Here is a 15,990-nt window from a genome sequence, read left to right as displayed (position 1 = left end):
CTGATGTCGGGACGTAACGACCGGTTCACGGCCCCGCGCAACGGTCACGGCAGTGAATTCGCTCAAGTTCGCCTCAAGCGGGCGGAGTTTCCTTTGACGGACGCGACATTCTGCCTAGCATCCCGGGGAGGCCGGTCGGAGCGTGAGGGGTTGTCTGTGTCCGAGGTGTCATTCGGTAAGGCGGACGTCGAGAGCTGGCTCAGGGGCAGGGGCGACAGGACGACGGCTCGGCCATGGAACAGGTCTCCCGCCTGATCACCCAGTCCCGCACCGCCGCCACCGACACCGTCACCGAGATGCAGCGCGTCATCGACAGCGGCGAGGCGCATCCCGACCGCAGTCTGACCGACTGGCTGGAGGGCAGCCAGGACTCGGCCGAGTACGAGTGGGCGCACTGGCGGGACTTCGCCCGCAGCATCAACCCGTACGACCCGAGCGCCGGTCTGGTGGTCGAGTACCACAACGAGACCGTCGCCGAACTGTACGGCCCTGAGTACACCGCGCCCCCGGCCCTCGCGCAGCGGATCAAGGCGTACTACGTCGAGGCGGTCGGCGAGGCCGCCGTGACCACGCAGGAGGCGCTGGTCGGGATCGTCGCCGAGTACCGGCACCTCCTCATGGACTACGGCACGCAACTCGGCGGCCTCGGCTACGACCTGTCCGGCGGGCCGATGGACCTGTGGACGTCCGAGGAGATGGCCCGTTTCGCGGCCGAGCAGATCAGCGCGGCCGACCCCGGGGACACCGGGGCGATGCGCCCGTACCTCGGCACGCTCCAGTCGCTGATCGACGCCTCCGAGGGCGGACGGACCCTGACCGCCGCGGAGCGGGAGTACCTGGACGTCTTCCTCAACAACATCGAGGAGGGGCAGCTCGTCGCCATCGGGCGCGCGGGGGCCGACGCACCCGCGGTCTACCCCGGCATGCCGGGCTGGGCGTCCATCTCCGGCACCGAACGGACCCCGGCCGAGACGCTCGCCAACGGCATCATGCTGCTGAACGACCCAGAACGCCTCGGCACCGGGCAGGACTACACCGTCCTGCCGAACGAACTCGACCTGCTGCGCCCGCGTTACCACGAGAACGGCGCGGCCCTGGACCCGGGCGCGAGCGACGGCCGGGAGTACCTGCAGAGTTACGACGACGTCGCGCTGTTCCTGTCCCAGGCGACGATCCCGCCGAGCGACCTGATGGCCCGCGAGATGGGCGACTCCGCCCTGTACACGCAGGAGTTGTACACCCGCAACGAGGAGTACCGGGGCGGGGTGCCCAACCCGGGCGCGGACCGGCTGCTGGAGACGGTGGCGCGCAGCCCGGAGGCGTCCGCCGGGCTGCTGGCCGACAAGGAGTTCGCCTACCGGCTGTTCGACCAGCAGTGGGAGAACAGCGTGGGCGCGGCCTCCCTCGTCACCTCGGGCACGACGTACCCGGACGACCTCCCGGACGAGGAGCGCGGCGAGAGCCGGTACGACACGGCGCGCGACCACGTGACGCGCATCGGCATGTACGACTACGACGCCGTGGCGTCGGGGCGCGGCTCGTCGCCGATGGACGTCCAGATGGACCACAGCGACCTGGAGGCGGCGGTCCAGCCGCTGCTGCCGCGCTACCAGGTGCCGCTGCCGCCCGACTGACGGGCCGTCAACTGCCTTTCGGCGCGGACGCCGAGGGGTCCGTCCACGCGCGAGCGGGCCGGGGGCGGGGTCGGCGTCGGGGCGGGGAACAGTGTGCCGCGCGCGGCGGCCCGCGCCGTGCGGGTGGCGACCGTCGCCCACGCGCACACCAGCGCCGCGTACAGCGCGACGGCCGCGGCCTCGAAGGCCGTCGCGCCCGTGCGCGCGGCGAGGGCGCTCGTGCCGGTGACGCAGGTGCCGAGCGGGAACGTGAAGCTCCACCAGGTGAGGGAGAACGGCAGCCCGCCGCGCGCCGTCCGTGCCGTCCGCGCGGTGAGGGTCGCGGCGAGCGCGAGCCACAGCATCGCGAACCCCCAGACCGGCAGCCCGTACAGCAGCCCGAACACCTCGGCGCCGGTGGCGTACGGGCCCGGCAGGACGTGCCGCGCGGCGTCGCCCAGCGCGTTCGCGGCGGTCACGGACTGGCCGAGCGGGCCGAGGACGATCCACAGCGTCGGCACCATCCCGGCCGGGCCGGGGCCGTGGTGCGTGAGGCGGTCCCACAGCTGCGCGGTGACGAGCAGCGCGGCCAGCAGGCTGACGCCGAACAGCGCGTAGCAGCCCAGCAGCAGCGTCAGCCTGACCTGCCCGGCGGGCGCGTGCGGCACGAGCAGCGCGCCGGTGGCGGCCGAGACCATGGGCGGCACGACGGGCATCAGCCAGCCGCCGAACGCCGCGTCGGGCGCGACGGCGTGGCGCGTCACGGCCCGCAGCGGTATGGCCACGGCGACCAGCAGCCCGAGCGCCGTGCCCGCGCACCACAGCGCCGTGGCCACGGCGACGGCGGCGCGGGCGCCGATCCAGTCCGAGCCCAGCGTGAGCGTCCCGGCCCCCACCGTCATCAGCGCCATGGGCGGCGCGCCCCAGAAGTGCGCCATCACGGGGTGGTCGGCGTGCGCGGCGGCCCGGCGGCGGCCGTGGACGGCGGCGAGCGCGGTGAGCGCGACGAGCAGCGCGGCGGCCAGCGCCCACACGACGGTCGCGGCGGCCCGCAGCCCCGGCACGTGGACGGGCAGCGTCACGGCGGCGACGGCGACGATGCCCGTGCCCATCACCGACGCGTACCAGTTGGGGGCGAGGTGACGCGGCAGGTCGCGGGCGGGGCGGGGCGAGCGGTGGGGCATACGTCGAGCCTGCCCCCGGGCGGCGCGCTCCGGCAGGGGTCGATCCCCGATGCGTCCATAGACTGGGCCTATGCCCCTGCCGCACCGAGTGTCCGACCTGTCCGCCTTCGACCTGCTGCTGTCCGTCGCCGAGCTGGGCAGCATCGGGGCAGCGGCCCGCGCGCACGCCATCACGCAGCCGACGGCCAGCGCCCGCCTCAGCGGTCTCGAACGCGGCCTCGGCATCGCCCTGCTCGACCGCACGGCCCGCGGCTCCCGCCTCACCCGCGACGGCGCCCTCGTCGCGGACTGGGCGCGCACGGCCGTCGGCGCGGCGGCGGCCCTCGACGTCGGCATCACCTCGCTGCGCCGCACGCGCGAGAGCCGCGTCCCGGTCGCGGCCAGCCTCACCGTCGCCGAATACCTCCTCCCCCACTGGCTCGCCGCGCTGCGCCCGTCGGCAGAGGGCGCGTCGGTCGCGCTGACGACGGGCAACTCGGACGACGTGGCCGCCGCCGTCCTGGCGGGCGAGGCGCGGCTCGGGTTCGTGGAGGGCCCCGACGTGCCCGCAGGGCTGACCGCCGCGACGGTCGGCCGGGACACGCTGACCGTCATCGTCAGGCCGGGCCACCGCTGGGCGCGCCGCCGCTCGGGCATCACGGCCGACGAGCTGGCCGCGACCGCCCTCGTCAGCCGGGAGCGCGGCTCGGGCACCAGGCGCGCCCTGGAGCGGGCGCTGCGGCGGGGCACGGACCGTCCGCTGGAGGAGCCGCTCCTCGAACTGTCCTCGACCACGGCCATCAAGGCGGCCGTCGCCGAGGGCGTGGGCCCTGCCGTCCTCAGCTCGCTGGCCGTGGCGGCGGAACTGGCGGCGGGCACGCTGATCCGCGTGCCCGTCGTCGCGCTCGACCTGACGCGCGAGCTGCGCGTCGTCCACCCGGCGGGCCAGGCGCTCACCGGCACGCCGCGCACGCTGGCCGCCATCGCGCGCCGCTCGGCATCGCTGGACGACCCGGCGGGCTAGGCGCGTCTTCACAGGGCGTGCCCCGCCGCCCGCGTCCCGCTCTGTGGGCTCGAAGTAGCATCACGCGATGACCCTCGACCTCCCCTACTTCGAGGAACTCGGCGGACTGACCACGAGGGCCGAGGACTTCGTCGCTCGCCACGCCGTCTGGATCGAGGACGCACCGGCCGAGGAGTACAGGCGGGAGTGGCTCGGGCGGGGCGTCCCGGCCGAACTGATGGACCGCATGGCGGCGTTCGGGGAGCGATGGGGTGGCCTGGTCCTGCCGCCCACCCCGGAGTACAGCGGAGGCCCCAGGTGCCTGGCGGCCTCGCCGATCGACCCGGACTACGGCAGAGGACGGTTCGGCGCGGGGTCGGCTCGGGCGGCGGTCCCCTACGGGTTCATGATCGGCCCTGTCGGCGAGTTCGGCATCGCCGTCAACGATCGCCACAACTGGACGCCGCTGCACGCGTCCGTCGAGGGCTGGGTGGAGGCGCTCGCCCTGAGCTACCACGCGTCCCTGGCCTCCGAGCACGTCACACGGTGCCACGGTGACGACGTCGAGAAGATCGTGCTGGACGGATTCGAGCCGGTGCGGGAGGTGCGAGGGCTGGCGGACACCTGGTGGCGAGGCGCCGACTCGCTGGTCGCGATGTACGCAGGAGAGGCCACGTGCCTCTACGCCCCTCAGACCCGTAGCGCGGTGGTCTACTCGGGAATGGACCGGTGGGGACTGCACGGCGGGGTCGAGGAGGCCGACGTGGCGGCGCTGGCGGAACGGTGGACCTCCCCGTGACCGCCGCACGCGCGAGCACCACGTGACGTACGGGCCGCCAGGTTGGCCGGATCGGTCGGTGCGGGCGTGACCCGTCGCGTGTGACCGTCGTTCGGAGGATGGGGACGACCGGGAGGGGCGCGGCGTGAGCGGGCGGCAGGACGAGGAGCACGGCTCGGCGGACCGGCGGCTGACGCGGCGGGACGCGCCGTACGACGGCTGCCCCGTGGCGCACGGGCCCGACGGCGTCTGGCATGTGCGCGGCTTCGCCGAGGCGCGCGCGGCGCTGCGCAGCGGCGACACCGTACAGGCGGGGCTCGGCATCGAGACGGTGCAGCTGCTGCCGAAGCGCGTCCGCCGCCCCGTCCTCTACCGTGACGGTGCCGAGCACCGCGAGCAACGCCGCCAGACCGCCCGCTACTTCACGCCACGCCGCGTCAACGGGCAGTACCGGGACGTCGCCGTCCGCATCGCCGAGGCGCAGCTCGCGAAGCTCCGCGCCGCGGGCAGCGCCGACCTGTCCGAGCTGGCCTTCCACCTGGCCGTCGAGGTCGCCTCCGTCGTCATCGGCCTCACGGACGGACGGCCCGGCATCCACCGCAGGCTCCAGAGCTTCTTCCCCGCCCACATCGGCACCCCGGGACTGACCAGCCCGCGGGGCCTCTACTGGGCCGCCCGCCACGGCGTGAACTGGCTGCGGGTCTACCTGTTCGACGTCCTCCCGTCCGTCAGGGCGCGGCGCAGGAAGGGCGAGGACGACCTCATCACCCACCTCGTCGGCGAGGGCTGCACGACGGCCGAGATCCTCGGCGAGTGCCTGACGTTCGCCGCCGCCGGGATGATCACCACCCGCGAGTTCATCAACGCCGCCGCCTGGCACCTCTTCACGGACGACGCGCTGCGCGCCCGCTACCGCGCCGCGGACGAGCCGGAACGGCTCGCGGTGCTGCACGAGATCCTGCGGCTCGAACCGGTCGTGAACCTGCTGCGCCGCCGCACGACCGCGCCCGTCGAACTCCCGGGCGCCACCGTCCCGGCGGGGGCGGTCGTGGACATCCACCTCGGGCAGATCAACACCGACCCGCGCGCGGTCGGCGCCGACCCGACCGGGCTGTGCCCCGGCCGCCCGCTGGCGCACGGCGCGGACGGGCCCGTCCTCTCGTTCGGCGACGGCGCCCACAAGTGCCCGGGCGCGCCCATCGCGATCCTGGAGGCGGACGTCTTCCTGACGCGGCTGCTCGCGCTGCCGGGCGTCCGGATGACCGCCGAGCCCCGGGTGAGCTACATCGACACCATCGGCGGCTACGAACTCCGCGGCCTCACCGTCTCCGTGACGCCCTGACGCCCCGATCCCCCTCGGCCGTCGGTGTGGGCGGCGACCATGTCGCCGAGCGGGGCGAGGACTTCAGGGGCCAGGTGGGGCAGGAGCGGGATCGCCTGGGTCCATTCCCCGTCGGACAGCAGGTCAAGGAGGAGGGTTCGGGCCGCTGCCATGTCCTCGTGCGTGGGTGCGTCGCGGTGGGCGTGCGCGAGCGTGAGGCAGAGGCGGACGCCGTGGTCCTCGGCGTCGTCGTCGAGCGGCAACACACCGGGCGCGCCCACCAGGACGCGCGCGGCGGCGGCCAGGGCGGCGGCCCGCGTCGCCGAGGTCGGCGCCGCGTCGGCGATCCGCCGGACCTCGGCCGTGTCGCCGTCCAGCGCGCTCAGGACGGCGAGTTCGGCGTGCGGCATCCGCTCGGGTGGCAACGCGCGCAGCCACTCGTCCAGTTCGCCCGCCGAGCGCCCGGCCCCGTACGCAGGGTCGAGCCGCCGCAGCACGGCCAGGGCCACGACGGGCTCCACGTCCCACTGTTGGCGCGGCTCGCTCACGAAGCCGGAGGCGAGCCGGAGCGCGTCGCTCAGCTCGGGCCCGGGGCGCAGGGGAACCGGGGAGGCGAGCAGCAGGGATGCCAGGACGGGGAGTTGATTGCGCGGGCTGCCTGCGTCGATCCGCCGCCGCGCCATCAGCACGGCGGGCGCCGCCAGTTCGGCGGCTCGCTCCGGCGCGTGCCCGGCCAGGCCGATGGCGACGAGGGTCAGCGCGCGGCGGGTCCTGGCGCGGGAGCTTCCGGCGCCGTCCGGCTCGTCCCGTCCGGCCATCGCCACCGCCGCGTCCGCGTCCCCCGCGTGGGCCAGGGCTTGGGCGACGGCAGCCTTGACCGCGAACGGCGGCGTCTGGGGGACGAGCCGGGCCGCCTCACGGGCGTAGGCGAGCGCCTCCGTCGTGCGCTTCCCTGACGAGCACCCCATGGACAGCGCGGCGAGGCGCCGGGCCCGTGCGTCCGGTTCCCCTCGGAGCCCGACCAGGCGCTCGGCGTGCGCGAACGCTCCGACGGCGCCGTGGGCGCGGAGCAGTTCCTCGTGCGACGGCTCGGGGAGGACGGTCGGCGACACGGGGAGCGAGGCGCGACGGGCCGCCTCCAACCGTTCGCGCGCGAGGTCCTGACGGCCGTCGCGCAGCAGACGCCGCGCGTCGTGGAGGAGGGTGAGGGGGCCGAAGGGTGGGGGCTCGTCCTCGGCGCGGTACTCGCCCGCCGCCGTGAACGGGGGGAACGGCACTCTACGCGGAGCGGGGGCGGGAGCGGGCTCGGTCTCCTCCTCCGCCTGGGACCCGGTGCTGGCGGCGAGGGCGGGATTCCTCGCCGCGCGCCGGTCCCGTTCGGAGCGCGCGGCCCGGGCGTCAACCGACCTCCGGTGCGCCAGCCGTCGTGCCTCCTTCGCCGCGAACGCGGCAGCGTCCTCGGCCGCCGTGCGTGCGTCGGCCCAGGCGAGGTAGGCCTCCGCGCGTTCCAGGAGATAGTCGTCGATCACACCACTGCGCACGCCCTCGCCGAGTGCCGTCACCAGCGCCCTGGCATCGCGGTGGGGTTCACGGCCTCCTCCTACGGCGGCTTCGGCGCGGACGTACCGCTCCAACGTGCCGGACAACTCGCGCCCCTGGTGCGCCGGGTCGGCGTGGGTGTCCCGCGTGACCAGTGCGGTGAACAGGCGGTCACGACTGGCCCGCAGCGCCTCGCGGGCCTTCACGGTGCGGTGGCCCGTCGTGGCGAGCGCCGAGGCGGCGACGACCAGGACGTCCACGGCTCCCAGCCCTTCGGAGACGTCCAGTTCCCCGCAGAACGCCTCCAGGCGCTTCATGGCGTCGGCGCGACGCGAGGACATGACACGGGCGATCGTCGCCAGGATGTCCACCGCGACCGCCTGCGACCGCGGGCTGACCTCGCTCAGCTGGTCGGCGTACTCCTCCAACGTCTTGGCGAACAACTCGTCGCCTTCCAGGGCGAGGACGTGGGCCGCCGCCGCCAGGGTCTCGACGTCGGCCGCGCCGCTGAGCACCACGGCGCGGAACAGGGCGCCTGCCTCGGCGTTCTTCCCGAGGGCGGCCAACGCGCGAGCCGCCCGTGACACCTCCGCGTAGACGTCCTCGCCGTGGGCCTCGCGGGGCGTGAACCGGCCCGCCCGGATCACGCACACGGCCGCCTCGTCCACGAGCGCCGAGGTCAACGGGTGCCACGCCCGCGCCGCCTCGGCCGCGACCTCCGCCAGCCGGGCGGCGCGTGCGACGGGATCAGGCTCCGAGCGGGCCAGGGCGCGGGCACGGGGGACGTCAGGGAGCGCGGCGAACAGCGGGGGCAGCTCAGGCGGGACCCGGTGCACCCGGCGGCGCACGAGGTCTCGCGCGGCGGCCAGCCGGACGACCGTGCCGAGCGGCTGCCGCTCGGACCTGGCCGCCTCGTCCGCGTGCACCTGGAGGTGTTCGAGCGCGACATCGGGGCCCACGGCCTCGGCGAGCCGCACCTGATGACGAGGGTCGAGGAGGAGGTGCCCGCGCGCGTCGATGTCGTCCAGCAGCCGGGGGTAACCGGTCAGCAGGTAGGGCGGGGAGTCCTCGGGCCAGGCGGCCGCACGCCAGTGCTCCGCCCAGGCGGCCAGCCGGGCGGCGTACCGCTCCGCCGTGCGCTCGTCCCACTCCGCGCGGATCGACTCCGGCATGCCGCCGTGGCTGAGCGCGTAGCCGCCGGTCGGCGCGCCGTCAGGGACGACGCAACGCCGCTCGCGGGCGAGCAGCAGACGGGCGACGTCCTCGACGGGCGCCTCGGCGAGGTGCGCCAGGTCCACCACGCGCAGGCCACCGCCCGTGACCGCGAGCAGATCGGTGACGACCTTGCCCAGGCCATGGGCGCGCAGCTTGCGCAGATCGGCATGGCTCGCCGCTTCGCTCGTCGCGTCCTGCCCGTCGGGCGGAATCGCGCGCAGGCACTCGCGTGCGCGCAGCGGGTGGTGCTCGGGGACGTCGGCGGGGAGCGGCCCGCTCCGGCGGCTGAAGGCGAGAATCCGCAGGCCCCATGTGGGGGCGGTGGGCAGGAGGGCCGCGATGCTCGCCCGCTCGGCGATGTTCGCTCCGGGGATCGGCCACGCGGCGTCCTCGTCCAGGCCGTCGATCACCAGGACGAGCCGCCGCTTCCGCCGCCGACTGTTCGCGGCGGCTCGGGAAAGCAGCCGCGCGCACTCCTCCCGGGCGGACGTTCTCGTCTTCCGGCCAGGAGGCACGTCAGCCTGTTTGCGCAGTTCCGCGAGGAACCCGGCGCGGGTGTGCGTGCCGCGCTCTTCGGAAACGACGCAGAACAAGGTATCGACGTCCGCCCGAGACTGCCGCGCGTAGGCGAGGAGCGGAACGGTATCGCCGAGGGAACGCTCGGAATACCACCACAGATACGACGGCGCCCCCGGGTCCGCGTCGCGGAGAAAGGCGTCCGTCACGGCCCGCGCGCGCTTGTCCTCGTCGGCTCTCCACAGGTGCCGGTCGCGGGACGACTCCAGGCGAGCCGCGGCGAGTGCGTCCGTGAGAGAGAGGAGTTGCTGCTCGGACGTCACCAATTCTTTGATCAGCGACCAGAAATCGTCCGTGTCCTGCGGAGCGCTCTCGCCCAGACACCAACGGCGCAACGTGCTCTCGGGCAGTCCGTTCCCCGGGACGAGCGCGGCGGCGGCACGGATACTCATGCCGCGCGCATTGATCAGCTCGGCCACCATCGCACCGAGGCGGTGACGTGCCTCCCGCGGGTCTGCGGCCGTACCCAATTTCGCTGCCCCCTCGGTGAATATAGCGGCTCTGACCTGTGCTTATGGCGCTGGCGGCATCGCGCCGCACCGACCCCCCGTCAGACGCTCGGGACATCAACAGAGGCGCCGCACGCGGCATCCGACAGAAGGATTCCCCCATGCTCTCCACGCTGACACCCGACGCGACCACGGCTGCCGTACTGGTGGCGGGCACCGGGCTGCTCTACGCAATCGTCCTCGGCGTCGTCGCCCTCACGTCGGTCCTGGCCCGCACCCCCGCACGCCGCCGCGACGCCCGCTCCACGCTGACCATCCTCGTCGGACGCCGCCGCTCCGGCTGAACACACTGACGCGACGCACATAAAAGCGCTTCACCCACGGCAACGCCCAGACCGCTGTCGAGTCAGACGCTACTCGACAATCGTTGGCGCCTTGGCGCAATGTGACACGCCGAAGCCGCCCAGTTCCATCCCCGAGAGGGGCGGCTCAGCCAAGATGAGGTCAGCGCGGATGCATGAGCCAGCCGTATCGGTCATGCGTGTCCCGACTTGCGGGATATGCATGGCCAAGACGAAAGGCGAGATGTGGTGAGAGAACCACCCGGTTGGTGGAGGCGATACAGGAGCCAGTTCGTCCTGATCTGCCTCGCATCAGTCGCATCCGCGCTGACGGACCGGCTGGTGATGTATCTCCTCTAAGGAGTGGGCCGTTCTCGACGCGACTCATACGTCGAGAACGACCCTGCCAACCGGACTGCTGGGTTCCGCCCCGTTTGCCCGGGGCGGAACCCGGAACGGAGCTAGGCAACGCATTCCGTTCACACAGCGGGCTGAGCAGCCGAGTCAATCGGCGGCGCTTCAGTGTAGGGCGTGCGTTCCGCGCGTTGCCCGATCCGCATTGGTGCAAGTGGAAGCTCTGCTGGCATCAGTGCGGTAAGTCTCTCGCGTCGAGCGGGAATGGCCCATCGACCGCAGTGGGCGCCTTGTCCGCCTCCTCCCCGCGTGCGCGGGGATGGTGCTTCGCCCGCCCCGGCATCGGGGCGGCGGAGCACTGTGATCGATCGGCCTACGCGCGCCGTCGTCGGGTGCTAGCGTCGTCTCGCTCGGGTGTGTCAACTCCTTTGCCAGACAGTCGCAATCGCATGAAGTGATGAGCAGGAGCCGTGAGCCAGGTAGATTTCTCGATGCCAGTCGAGCAGCGACTCAGCTGGGACCCGCGGCATGAACCGTGCATTCCTGTTGTGAAGACTGACGGTGCAGAGATTGCGCTATCACTGTGCGAACTCTTCGGCCAGGCAGACGGGTTGAGCACGATCTCGTGTGCGACCGCTGGGGAGGCCGTCGCCGTCATCGAGTACCTCCTGGCCATCTGCTTCGCCGCCGAGATCTGCCCCGCCACTCCGGAGGAGTGGAAGGAGTGGGTTCTCGACGGGCATGACCTCGGCCGGGCTTCCGAGTGGCTGGCCGATGAGCCGGAGGACGACTGGAACATGTTCCATCCCGAGAAGCCTCTCGGACAGAACTCCCTCCTCATCGAATCTTTCACCAAGAGCAGCACCGGGACGGCCCAGCTGGTCATCGAACGCACCGGTGACTACAACCAGTTCTTCGACCATCACCACCTTGAGGACGGCGAGCCCCTACCGGCGGCCCAGGCGTTCCGCGCCATGCTCACCCAGCACGCGTACGCCACCTACGGCAGAGCACGCATGACGGGTGAAGATCTCGGCCCCACCGTCACCAACCTGGCCACAGGCCGACTCCAAGGGCGCATCCGTGTCGTCGCCCTCGGCAGCACGCTGGGGGAGACGCTGCGGCTCAACCTCTATCCGTACAAGGGCGCCGTCGGGAAGCTCAACACCTCGTGGACGAGCGGCAGCGTGACCCGCCGCACTTTCGACAAGAAGGCCGTCCCCCGCGTCCCGGACAGTCCGGCCGACCTGCACAGCGCGCTCGGCCGCTCCGTCCTCCTCCACCCCGCGCTCGCCCCGGACGGTTCGATCGTCGTGAACCGGGTGCTGATCGGCGCCGGTGAAGTCCTCGCCCTGGATGACGAACTGCACCTTCAGGACGCGGTGTTCGTCCAGCCCGCCAGCGGGCCGCCCAAGCCTCTGTGGCCCTCCCCCACCCGTGCCCTGTGGCAGGAGGCCCACGCGCTGTACAGCGCGGTCAAGGCGCAGCAACCAGGTCTGTACAAACGGCTTGCCTCCCTGCCTTACAAGCGGAAGGACCGCTCCGCGCCCTATCAGTTGTGGGCCGTCGGCCTCATCGCCAACAAGACGCTGCCGGTCACCTGGACGGACGGCCACTTCCCCTACGCCCCCGGCATGGCGGCCCACCTCTACCGCGCGTCCCGGCGCGGCTCACGCATCGCCGAATACCTCGCGTGGAGCCTGAAACGCGCCGCGACCATCGCCTCGGAGACCGTCCATTCCGCCGCGCACGCGGCGGACGAGGCCCGCCAGGTGGCCCGCTTCGACGCCCGGTGGATGTTCTGGCCCGCGGCGGCCAAGCCCTTCGACCGGCTCCTGGACCAGGTCATCGAGGAGGGGTTCGACAACCCGGACGATCCGGTCTCGTCCCCCCTCGCCGAGTACACACGGGTCCTGCTCGACTCGGCCCGCACCCACCTCGTCTACCGTCTCGACTCGCTCCCGCCCAACAAGCGCGGCTACGAGGCCAGGGCACGGGCCCTGCGGCGGTTCGAGGACGACGTCGCCCACGACAAGGCGCCCGCTGAGCTGCGAGGGGAGATCGCGCATGACTGACGACAGCCGCGCCGACGCATACGCGGGTACTCACCCGTACCCGCACGACAGCACGGCGCTCGTCGCCTGGCTCACCACCCTCGTACGCAACGGCGAGAGCGGTTCCCTGGCCGATCTGCGCCGCGCCAGGAGCCGGACGAACACGCACATCCGCGCCGGTTGGTACGGAGGCGACGACCACCGCGACCTGTTCGAGCGGATCGCCTTCCTCTTCGCCCTCTACCACCAAGGGCGTTCCGTGCCCGCGTACGGCTTCGGCAGCCTCGGCGCGGCGGCGGCCCGCATCGGTGACGGGACGGGGCGCGGCCCGGACAACCCCGGTGCCGGACGCCTGGTGGATCGCCTGGTCGTCAGCCGCCACGTCCCCTGGCGACACCTCCAGCACACGATCGTCCGGCTCAGGTCCTGCGAGCAGCCCCCGCCCTCGTGGACCGGGCTCGTCGAGGACCTGATCCTCTGGAACGACCGCAAGGCCCGGGTCCCCTACCGGTGGGCGGTGGATTTCCACGCCCCGCCCGAGCGGCGGCGGATCCCCGACGGCACGTCACGGAACAAGCAGAAGGACACGACCACGTGACCGCAGACACGCGCAGCCCGTTCCTCTCGCTCCACCTCCTGGAGACGCTTGTCGCGGTGCTCCCGGTGAGGGACGAGAACGGCCAGCCCAAGACCCTGGTGTACGGCGGGGTCGAGCGTCACATGATCACCAGTCAGGCGAGGCGGCGCGCCGAGCGCGTCCACACCCGTCACCGCGCCAACGCGGGCATCGGCCCCCTCAAGGGCCGCAGCATGGGCATCAGGACCCGGGAGTGGGCGCTCCTGACCGCGGCCGAACTGGAGTCCGCGCACGGCTGGGACAAGGAGCAGGCGCTGAGCACGGCGCGGGCCGTGATCGAGGCGAGCGGCCTGAAGTTCGGCGATCCGGCCAAGCGGACGGTGGCCAACCTGACGAAGGTGCTGATCTTCGCGCCCACCGACACCGGCGTCAGGATCGCCGCCCACATCGCCGCGCACGCCGAAGAACTCGGCGAGTGGCGCGACGCGTACCTCGCGGCCCAGAAGGCGACCGCGAAGAAGCCCCGCCGAGGCGCCGCCAAGAAGACCGAGGAGCCGGACGCCGGGAGGGAGGGCGGCGCCGAGCAGTCGGCCACCGTCACCCTGCCCCCGCTGCCCAAGGCCACGCGTGACGCCGTCCTCCTGGCCCTCGCGCCCCGCGACGCCGTGGACATCGCGCTCTACGGACGGTTCCTCGCCGAGATCGCGGACTCCCCGAACGTGGACGGGGCGGTGCAGACGAGCCACGCCTTCACCGTGCACCCGGCGGAACAGATCGAGGACTTCTACGCGGCGGCCGACGACGCGAAGCTGGACCGCAAGCGGAACGCGCTCAGCTTCCTGGACACGGCGGACGACGCGGGCGCGGGCATGACCGGGTACCAGTCGCTCATCTCGGGGACCTTCTACCGGCACGCCGTCCTGGACCGCGAGCAGCTCCGCACCAACCTCCGACGGGCCGGAATGGCGCGGGAGGAGGCGGAGGAGGCCGCCGTCGCGGCGGAGCAGGAGTTCGTGAACGCCTTCGTGGAGGCGTTCCCCGAGGCGAAGAAGAACTCCACCGCCTCCACCGGTTCGCTCCCGGCGCTGGTGCTCGCCTTCGAGGGCGAGCGCCCCTACAACTACGCCGCGGCCTTCCAGAACCCGGTGGACGAGAACCCCGAGGGCGGCGGCGGGGAAGGGGCGGCAGGTCAGGCGGCCGTGCGCCGCCTGCTGCGGCATCACCTCTTCGTCAGCAAGCGGCGCAGGGACCTGCGCTCCGGCCGTGTCCTCACCTATGCCCCGGAGATCGCGGACCTGCTGGAGGAGGCGGACCTGACGGGGAGCGTGGACGTGGTGGACTTCATCGAGGACCTGACCCCGTGACCGGCGCGTCCGCACCGGCCGACGCGCCGCACGTCCTGCTCATCCGGCTGGCCGGTCCGTTGCAGTCCTGGGGGATCAGAAGCCGATTCGCGCAGCGTGACACCCACACCCGGCCCACCAAGTCCGGTGTGATCGGGCTCTGCGCGGCGGCCCTCGGGCTCGAACGGGACGACCCGCTGGACGAGTTGGGCTCGGTCCTCTTCGGTGTGCGCGCCGATCGCTCCGGAACCCTCCTGCGGGACTACCACACCGTGGGGGGCGGCACCTATCCCCTGCGCCCCCGCGACCTCGTGACGGACCACCGCCGGGCGGCGGCAGCCGAGGCGTCCGCAGAGCCGGACGACGAGCCGGACGGGGAGTCCGAGCCGTTCGGCCGCCACACCCTGGACTCCTGGTACGGCGCGCCGAAGAGGATCGCGGCGGACCCGCGGTCCGGCGTCCTGGTCGCGGGCGAGGTCGGCCGCCACGCCATGATCACCGAGCGCTGGTACCTGTCGGACGCCGCCTTCCTCGTCGGCCTCCAGCACCATGACCGCGCGCTGCTCGAACGGGTCGCCCACGCGGTGGAGCACCCGAAACGCCTGCTCTGGCTTGGCCGTAAGTCCTGCCCGCCCTCGGGCGACCTCTTCCTCGCCCTCGTGCCCGGCACGTTGAAGGACGTGTTCGAGTCCAGGGCGCTGCTCCCGGCGGACGGCGAAGGATCGGCTCCCGGGGCCGACGAGCAGCCCTGGGCCTGGATCGAGAGCCCGGTGCCGCTGCCCGGCGTCGGGCCGGTCCGCGACCAGCCGGAACGGTTCCTCGCGAGCGGCCCCGTCCACCGCGACCGCTGGGAGACCCGGCACCGGATCACCATCGCCCCGCACGCCACCGAATGGGACATCATCCCGTGAACACCGCCCACACGAAGCCCGTCCCCGCCGGTACGACGGCCAGGCTCGTCACCACGCACACGCTGATCACCCTGGACGCGCGGCATCCCTTCACCGCCAAGTCCCTCTTGGACGCCCAGGACATGCACCGGACCGTGATGAGCGGCTTCCAGGGCTGGGTGGACGACGGAAGCCGCGATGCCCGCGCGCAGATGAGCGTCCTGTCCAGTTGGGCGCTCGACCTGCGGAACGCCCGCCTGTCGCTGGTCGTGCAGTCCGCCGTCCCCGGCGACTGGAGCCGCCTGCCGCGCGCCGCGCTGACCGAGGCGCCGGAGAGCCTGGTGGTGGACCGTACGTTCCGCGTCGGCGACCGGGTGGACTTCCGTACGGTCGTCAACCCGGTGACCAGCCGTCCGTCCCCTGCGGCGGGCCCCGGGAGGAGCAGGGGCGTACGCGTGGGCCACACCCGTCCTGAGCTGGTGAAGACGTGGTTCGCACGGCGTCTCCAGGCCGCGGGGGAACCGGCCGTCGCGCCCGACGGTGTGGTCAGGATCGGCGCCGAGGCGGACATCGAGCGGCTGGCCCTCCGGGTGCTGCCGAAGGTCTCCAGTCACCAGGCACACAAGGGGCTGCGGATCGTCCGCGCCGAGATCCGGGGCGTGCTGCGCGTGACCGACCCTGAGACGTTCGTCGGCGCCCTCTCGCAAGGCGTCGGCCACGGCCGTGCCTACAGCTGCGGTCTGATCCTGGTCAGGTGACCGGCCGGGCCGGGGG

Annotated in this window: 12 protein-coding genes; 10 read left to right on the top strand and 2 right to left on the bottom strand. The window is 72.9% G+C overall.

Going from position 1 to position 15,990, the window contains the following annotated elements:
* Positions 1–233 precede the first annotated feature (233 nt).
* Positions 234–1,634: a hypothetical protein gene (locus tag IF27_RS19345; RefSeq protein ID WP_052850929.1), complete on the top strand. Its 1,401-nt coding sequence runs from the start codon at positions 234–236 to the stop codon at positions 1,632–1,634.
* Here IF27_RS19345 and IF27_RS19340 read toward each other — a convergent pair.
* A complete protein-coding gene (locus IF27_RS19340) occupies positions 1,607–2,797 on the bottom strand; it encodes a TDT family transporter (RefSeq protein ID WP_052850928.1) in 1,191 nt (396 codons plus the stop codon). The two genes, IF27_RS19345 and IF27_RS19340, sit on opposite strands and share 28 nt — an antisense overlap.
* Positions 2,798–2,867: 70 nt before the next feature.
* On the opposite strand from IF27_RS19340, the gene IF27_RS19335 reads away from it, so the two are divergent.
* From IF27_RS19335 to IF27_RS19325, 3 genes are all read left to right on the top strand, one after another.
* Entirely contained in the window at positions 2,868–3,800 is a 933-nt protein-coding gene (locus IF27_RS19335; protein ID WP_190233027.1) for a LysR family transcriptional regulator, read from the top strand.
* Positions 3,801–3,867: 67 nt separating this feature from the next.
* A complete protein-coding gene (locus IF27_RS19330) occupies positions 3,868–4,578 on the top strand; it encodes a hypothetical protein (protein WP_052850927.1) in 711 nt (236 codons plus the stop codon).
* Positions 4,579–4,702: 124 nt separating this feature from the next.
* Positions 4,703–5,899, top strand: a complete 1,197-nt coding sequence (locus IF27_RS19325; protein ID WP_420822033.1) for a cytochrome P450 — start codon at positions 4,703–4,705, stop codon at positions 5,897–5,899.
* On the opposite strand, the gene IF27_RS19320 is transcribed toward IF27_RS19325, so the two are convergent.
* Positions 5,860–9,600, bottom strand: a complete 3,741-nt coding sequence (locus tag IF27_RS19320) for a hypothetical protein (RefSeq protein WP_190233026.1) — start codon at positions 9,598–9,600, stop codon at positions 5,860–5,862. The genes IF27_RS19325 and IF27_RS19320 overlap by 40 nt on opposite strands.
* Positions 9,601–9,818: 218 nt before the next feature.
* Between IF27_RS19320 and IF27_RS19315 the strand changes: the two genes are divergently transcribed.
* The 6 genes from IF27_RS19315 to IF27_RS19290 all read left to right on the top strand — a co-directional run bounded on the left by IF27_RS19315 (position 9,819) and on the right by IF27_RS19290 (position 15,974).
* Positions 9,819–10,001: a hypothetical protein gene (locus tag IF27_RS19315; protein ID WP_052850925.1), complete on the top strand. Its 183-nt coding sequence runs from the start codon at positions 9,819–9,821 to the stop codon at positions 9,999–10,001.
* A gap of 842 nt (positions 10,002–10,843) precedes the next feature.
* The gene (locus IF27_RS19310; protein ID WP_110946049.1) at positions 10,844–12,427 is read left to right on the top strand and encodes a type I-E CRISPR-associated protein Cse1/CasA; all 1,584 of its coding nucleotides are present in this window, start codon (positions 10,844–10,846) and stop codon (positions 12,425–12,427) included.
* Positions 12,420–13,004 (top strand): type I-E CRISPR-associated protein Cse2/CasB, encoded by a 585-nt coding sequence (gene casB, locus IF27_RS19305; RefSeq protein ID WP_052850924.1) that lies wholly within the window; start codon positions 12,420–12,422, stop codon positions 13,002–13,004. The genes IF27_RS19310 and casB overlap by 8 nt, the downstream gene beginning before the upstream one ends.
* Complete coding sequence (locus tag IF27_RS19300; RefSeq protein ID WP_052850923.1) at positions 13,001–14,347, top strand: type I-E CRISPR-associated protein Cas7/Cse4/CasC; 1,347 nt, start codon at positions 13,001–13,003, stop codon at positions 14,345–14,347. Before casB ends, IF27_RS19300 begins: the two co-directional genes overlap by 4 nt.
* Positions 14,344–15,237, top strand: coding sequence for a type I-E CRISPR-associated protein Cas5/CasD (gene cas5e / locus IF27_RS19295; protein WP_052850922.1), 894 nt, complete (start codon positions 14,344–14,346; stop codon positions 15,235–15,237). Before IF27_RS19300 ends, cas5e begins: the two co-directional genes overlap by 4 nt.
* On the top strand, positions 15,234–15,974 hold the full coding sequence (locus tag IF27_RS19290; protein ID WP_223291112.1) for a type I-E CRISPR-associated protein Cas6/Cse3/CasE: 741 nt from the start codon (positions 15,234–15,236) through the stop codon (positions 15,972–15,974). Before cas5e ends, IF27_RS19290 begins: the two co-directional genes overlap by 4 nt.
* Positions 15,975–15,990: the final 16 nt, after the last annotated feature.

It is taken from the genome of Streptomyces avicenniae (genome assembly GCF_000719135.1).
GTDB lineage: Bacteria > Actinomycetota > Actinomycetes > Streptomycetales > Streptomycetaceae > Streptomyces > Streptomyces avicenniae.
Note: the sequence above shows the minus strand (reverse complement) of the source record. Positions and strands in the feature narration are given on the sequence as shown.

Coding starts and splice junctions, on each gene's coding strand:
- IF27_RS19330 (WP_052850927.1), top strand. CDS start 3,868: ATGACCCTCGACCTCCCCTACTTCGAGGAACTCGGCGGACTGACCACG.
- IF27_RS19315 (WP_052850925.1), top strand. CDS start 9,819: ATGCTCTCCACGCTGACACCCGACGCGACCACGGCTGCCGTACTGGTG.
- IF27_RS19335 (WP_190233027.1), top strand. CDS start 2,868: ATGCCCCTGCCGCACCGAGTGTCCGACCTGTCCGCCTTCGACCTGCTG.
- IF27_RS19320 (WP_190233026.1), bottom strand. CDS start 9,600: ATGAGTATCCGTGCCGCCGCCGCGCTCGTCCCGGGGAACGGACTGCCC.
- casB (WP_052850924.1), top strand. CDS start 12,420: ATGACTGACGACAGCCGCGCCGACGCATACGCGGGTACTCACCCGTAC.
- IF27_RS19340 (WP_052850928.1), bottom strand. CDS start 2,797: ATGCCCCACCGCTCGCCCCGCCCCGCCCGCGACCTGCCGCGTCACCTC.
- IF27_RS19345 (WP_052850929.1), top strand. CDS start 234: ATGGAACAGGTCTCCCGCCTGATCACCCAGTCCCGCACCGCCGCCACC.
- IF27_RS19310 (WP_110946049.1), top strand. CDS start 10,844: ATGCCAGTCGAGCAGCGACTCAGCTGGGACCCGCGGCATGAACCGTGC.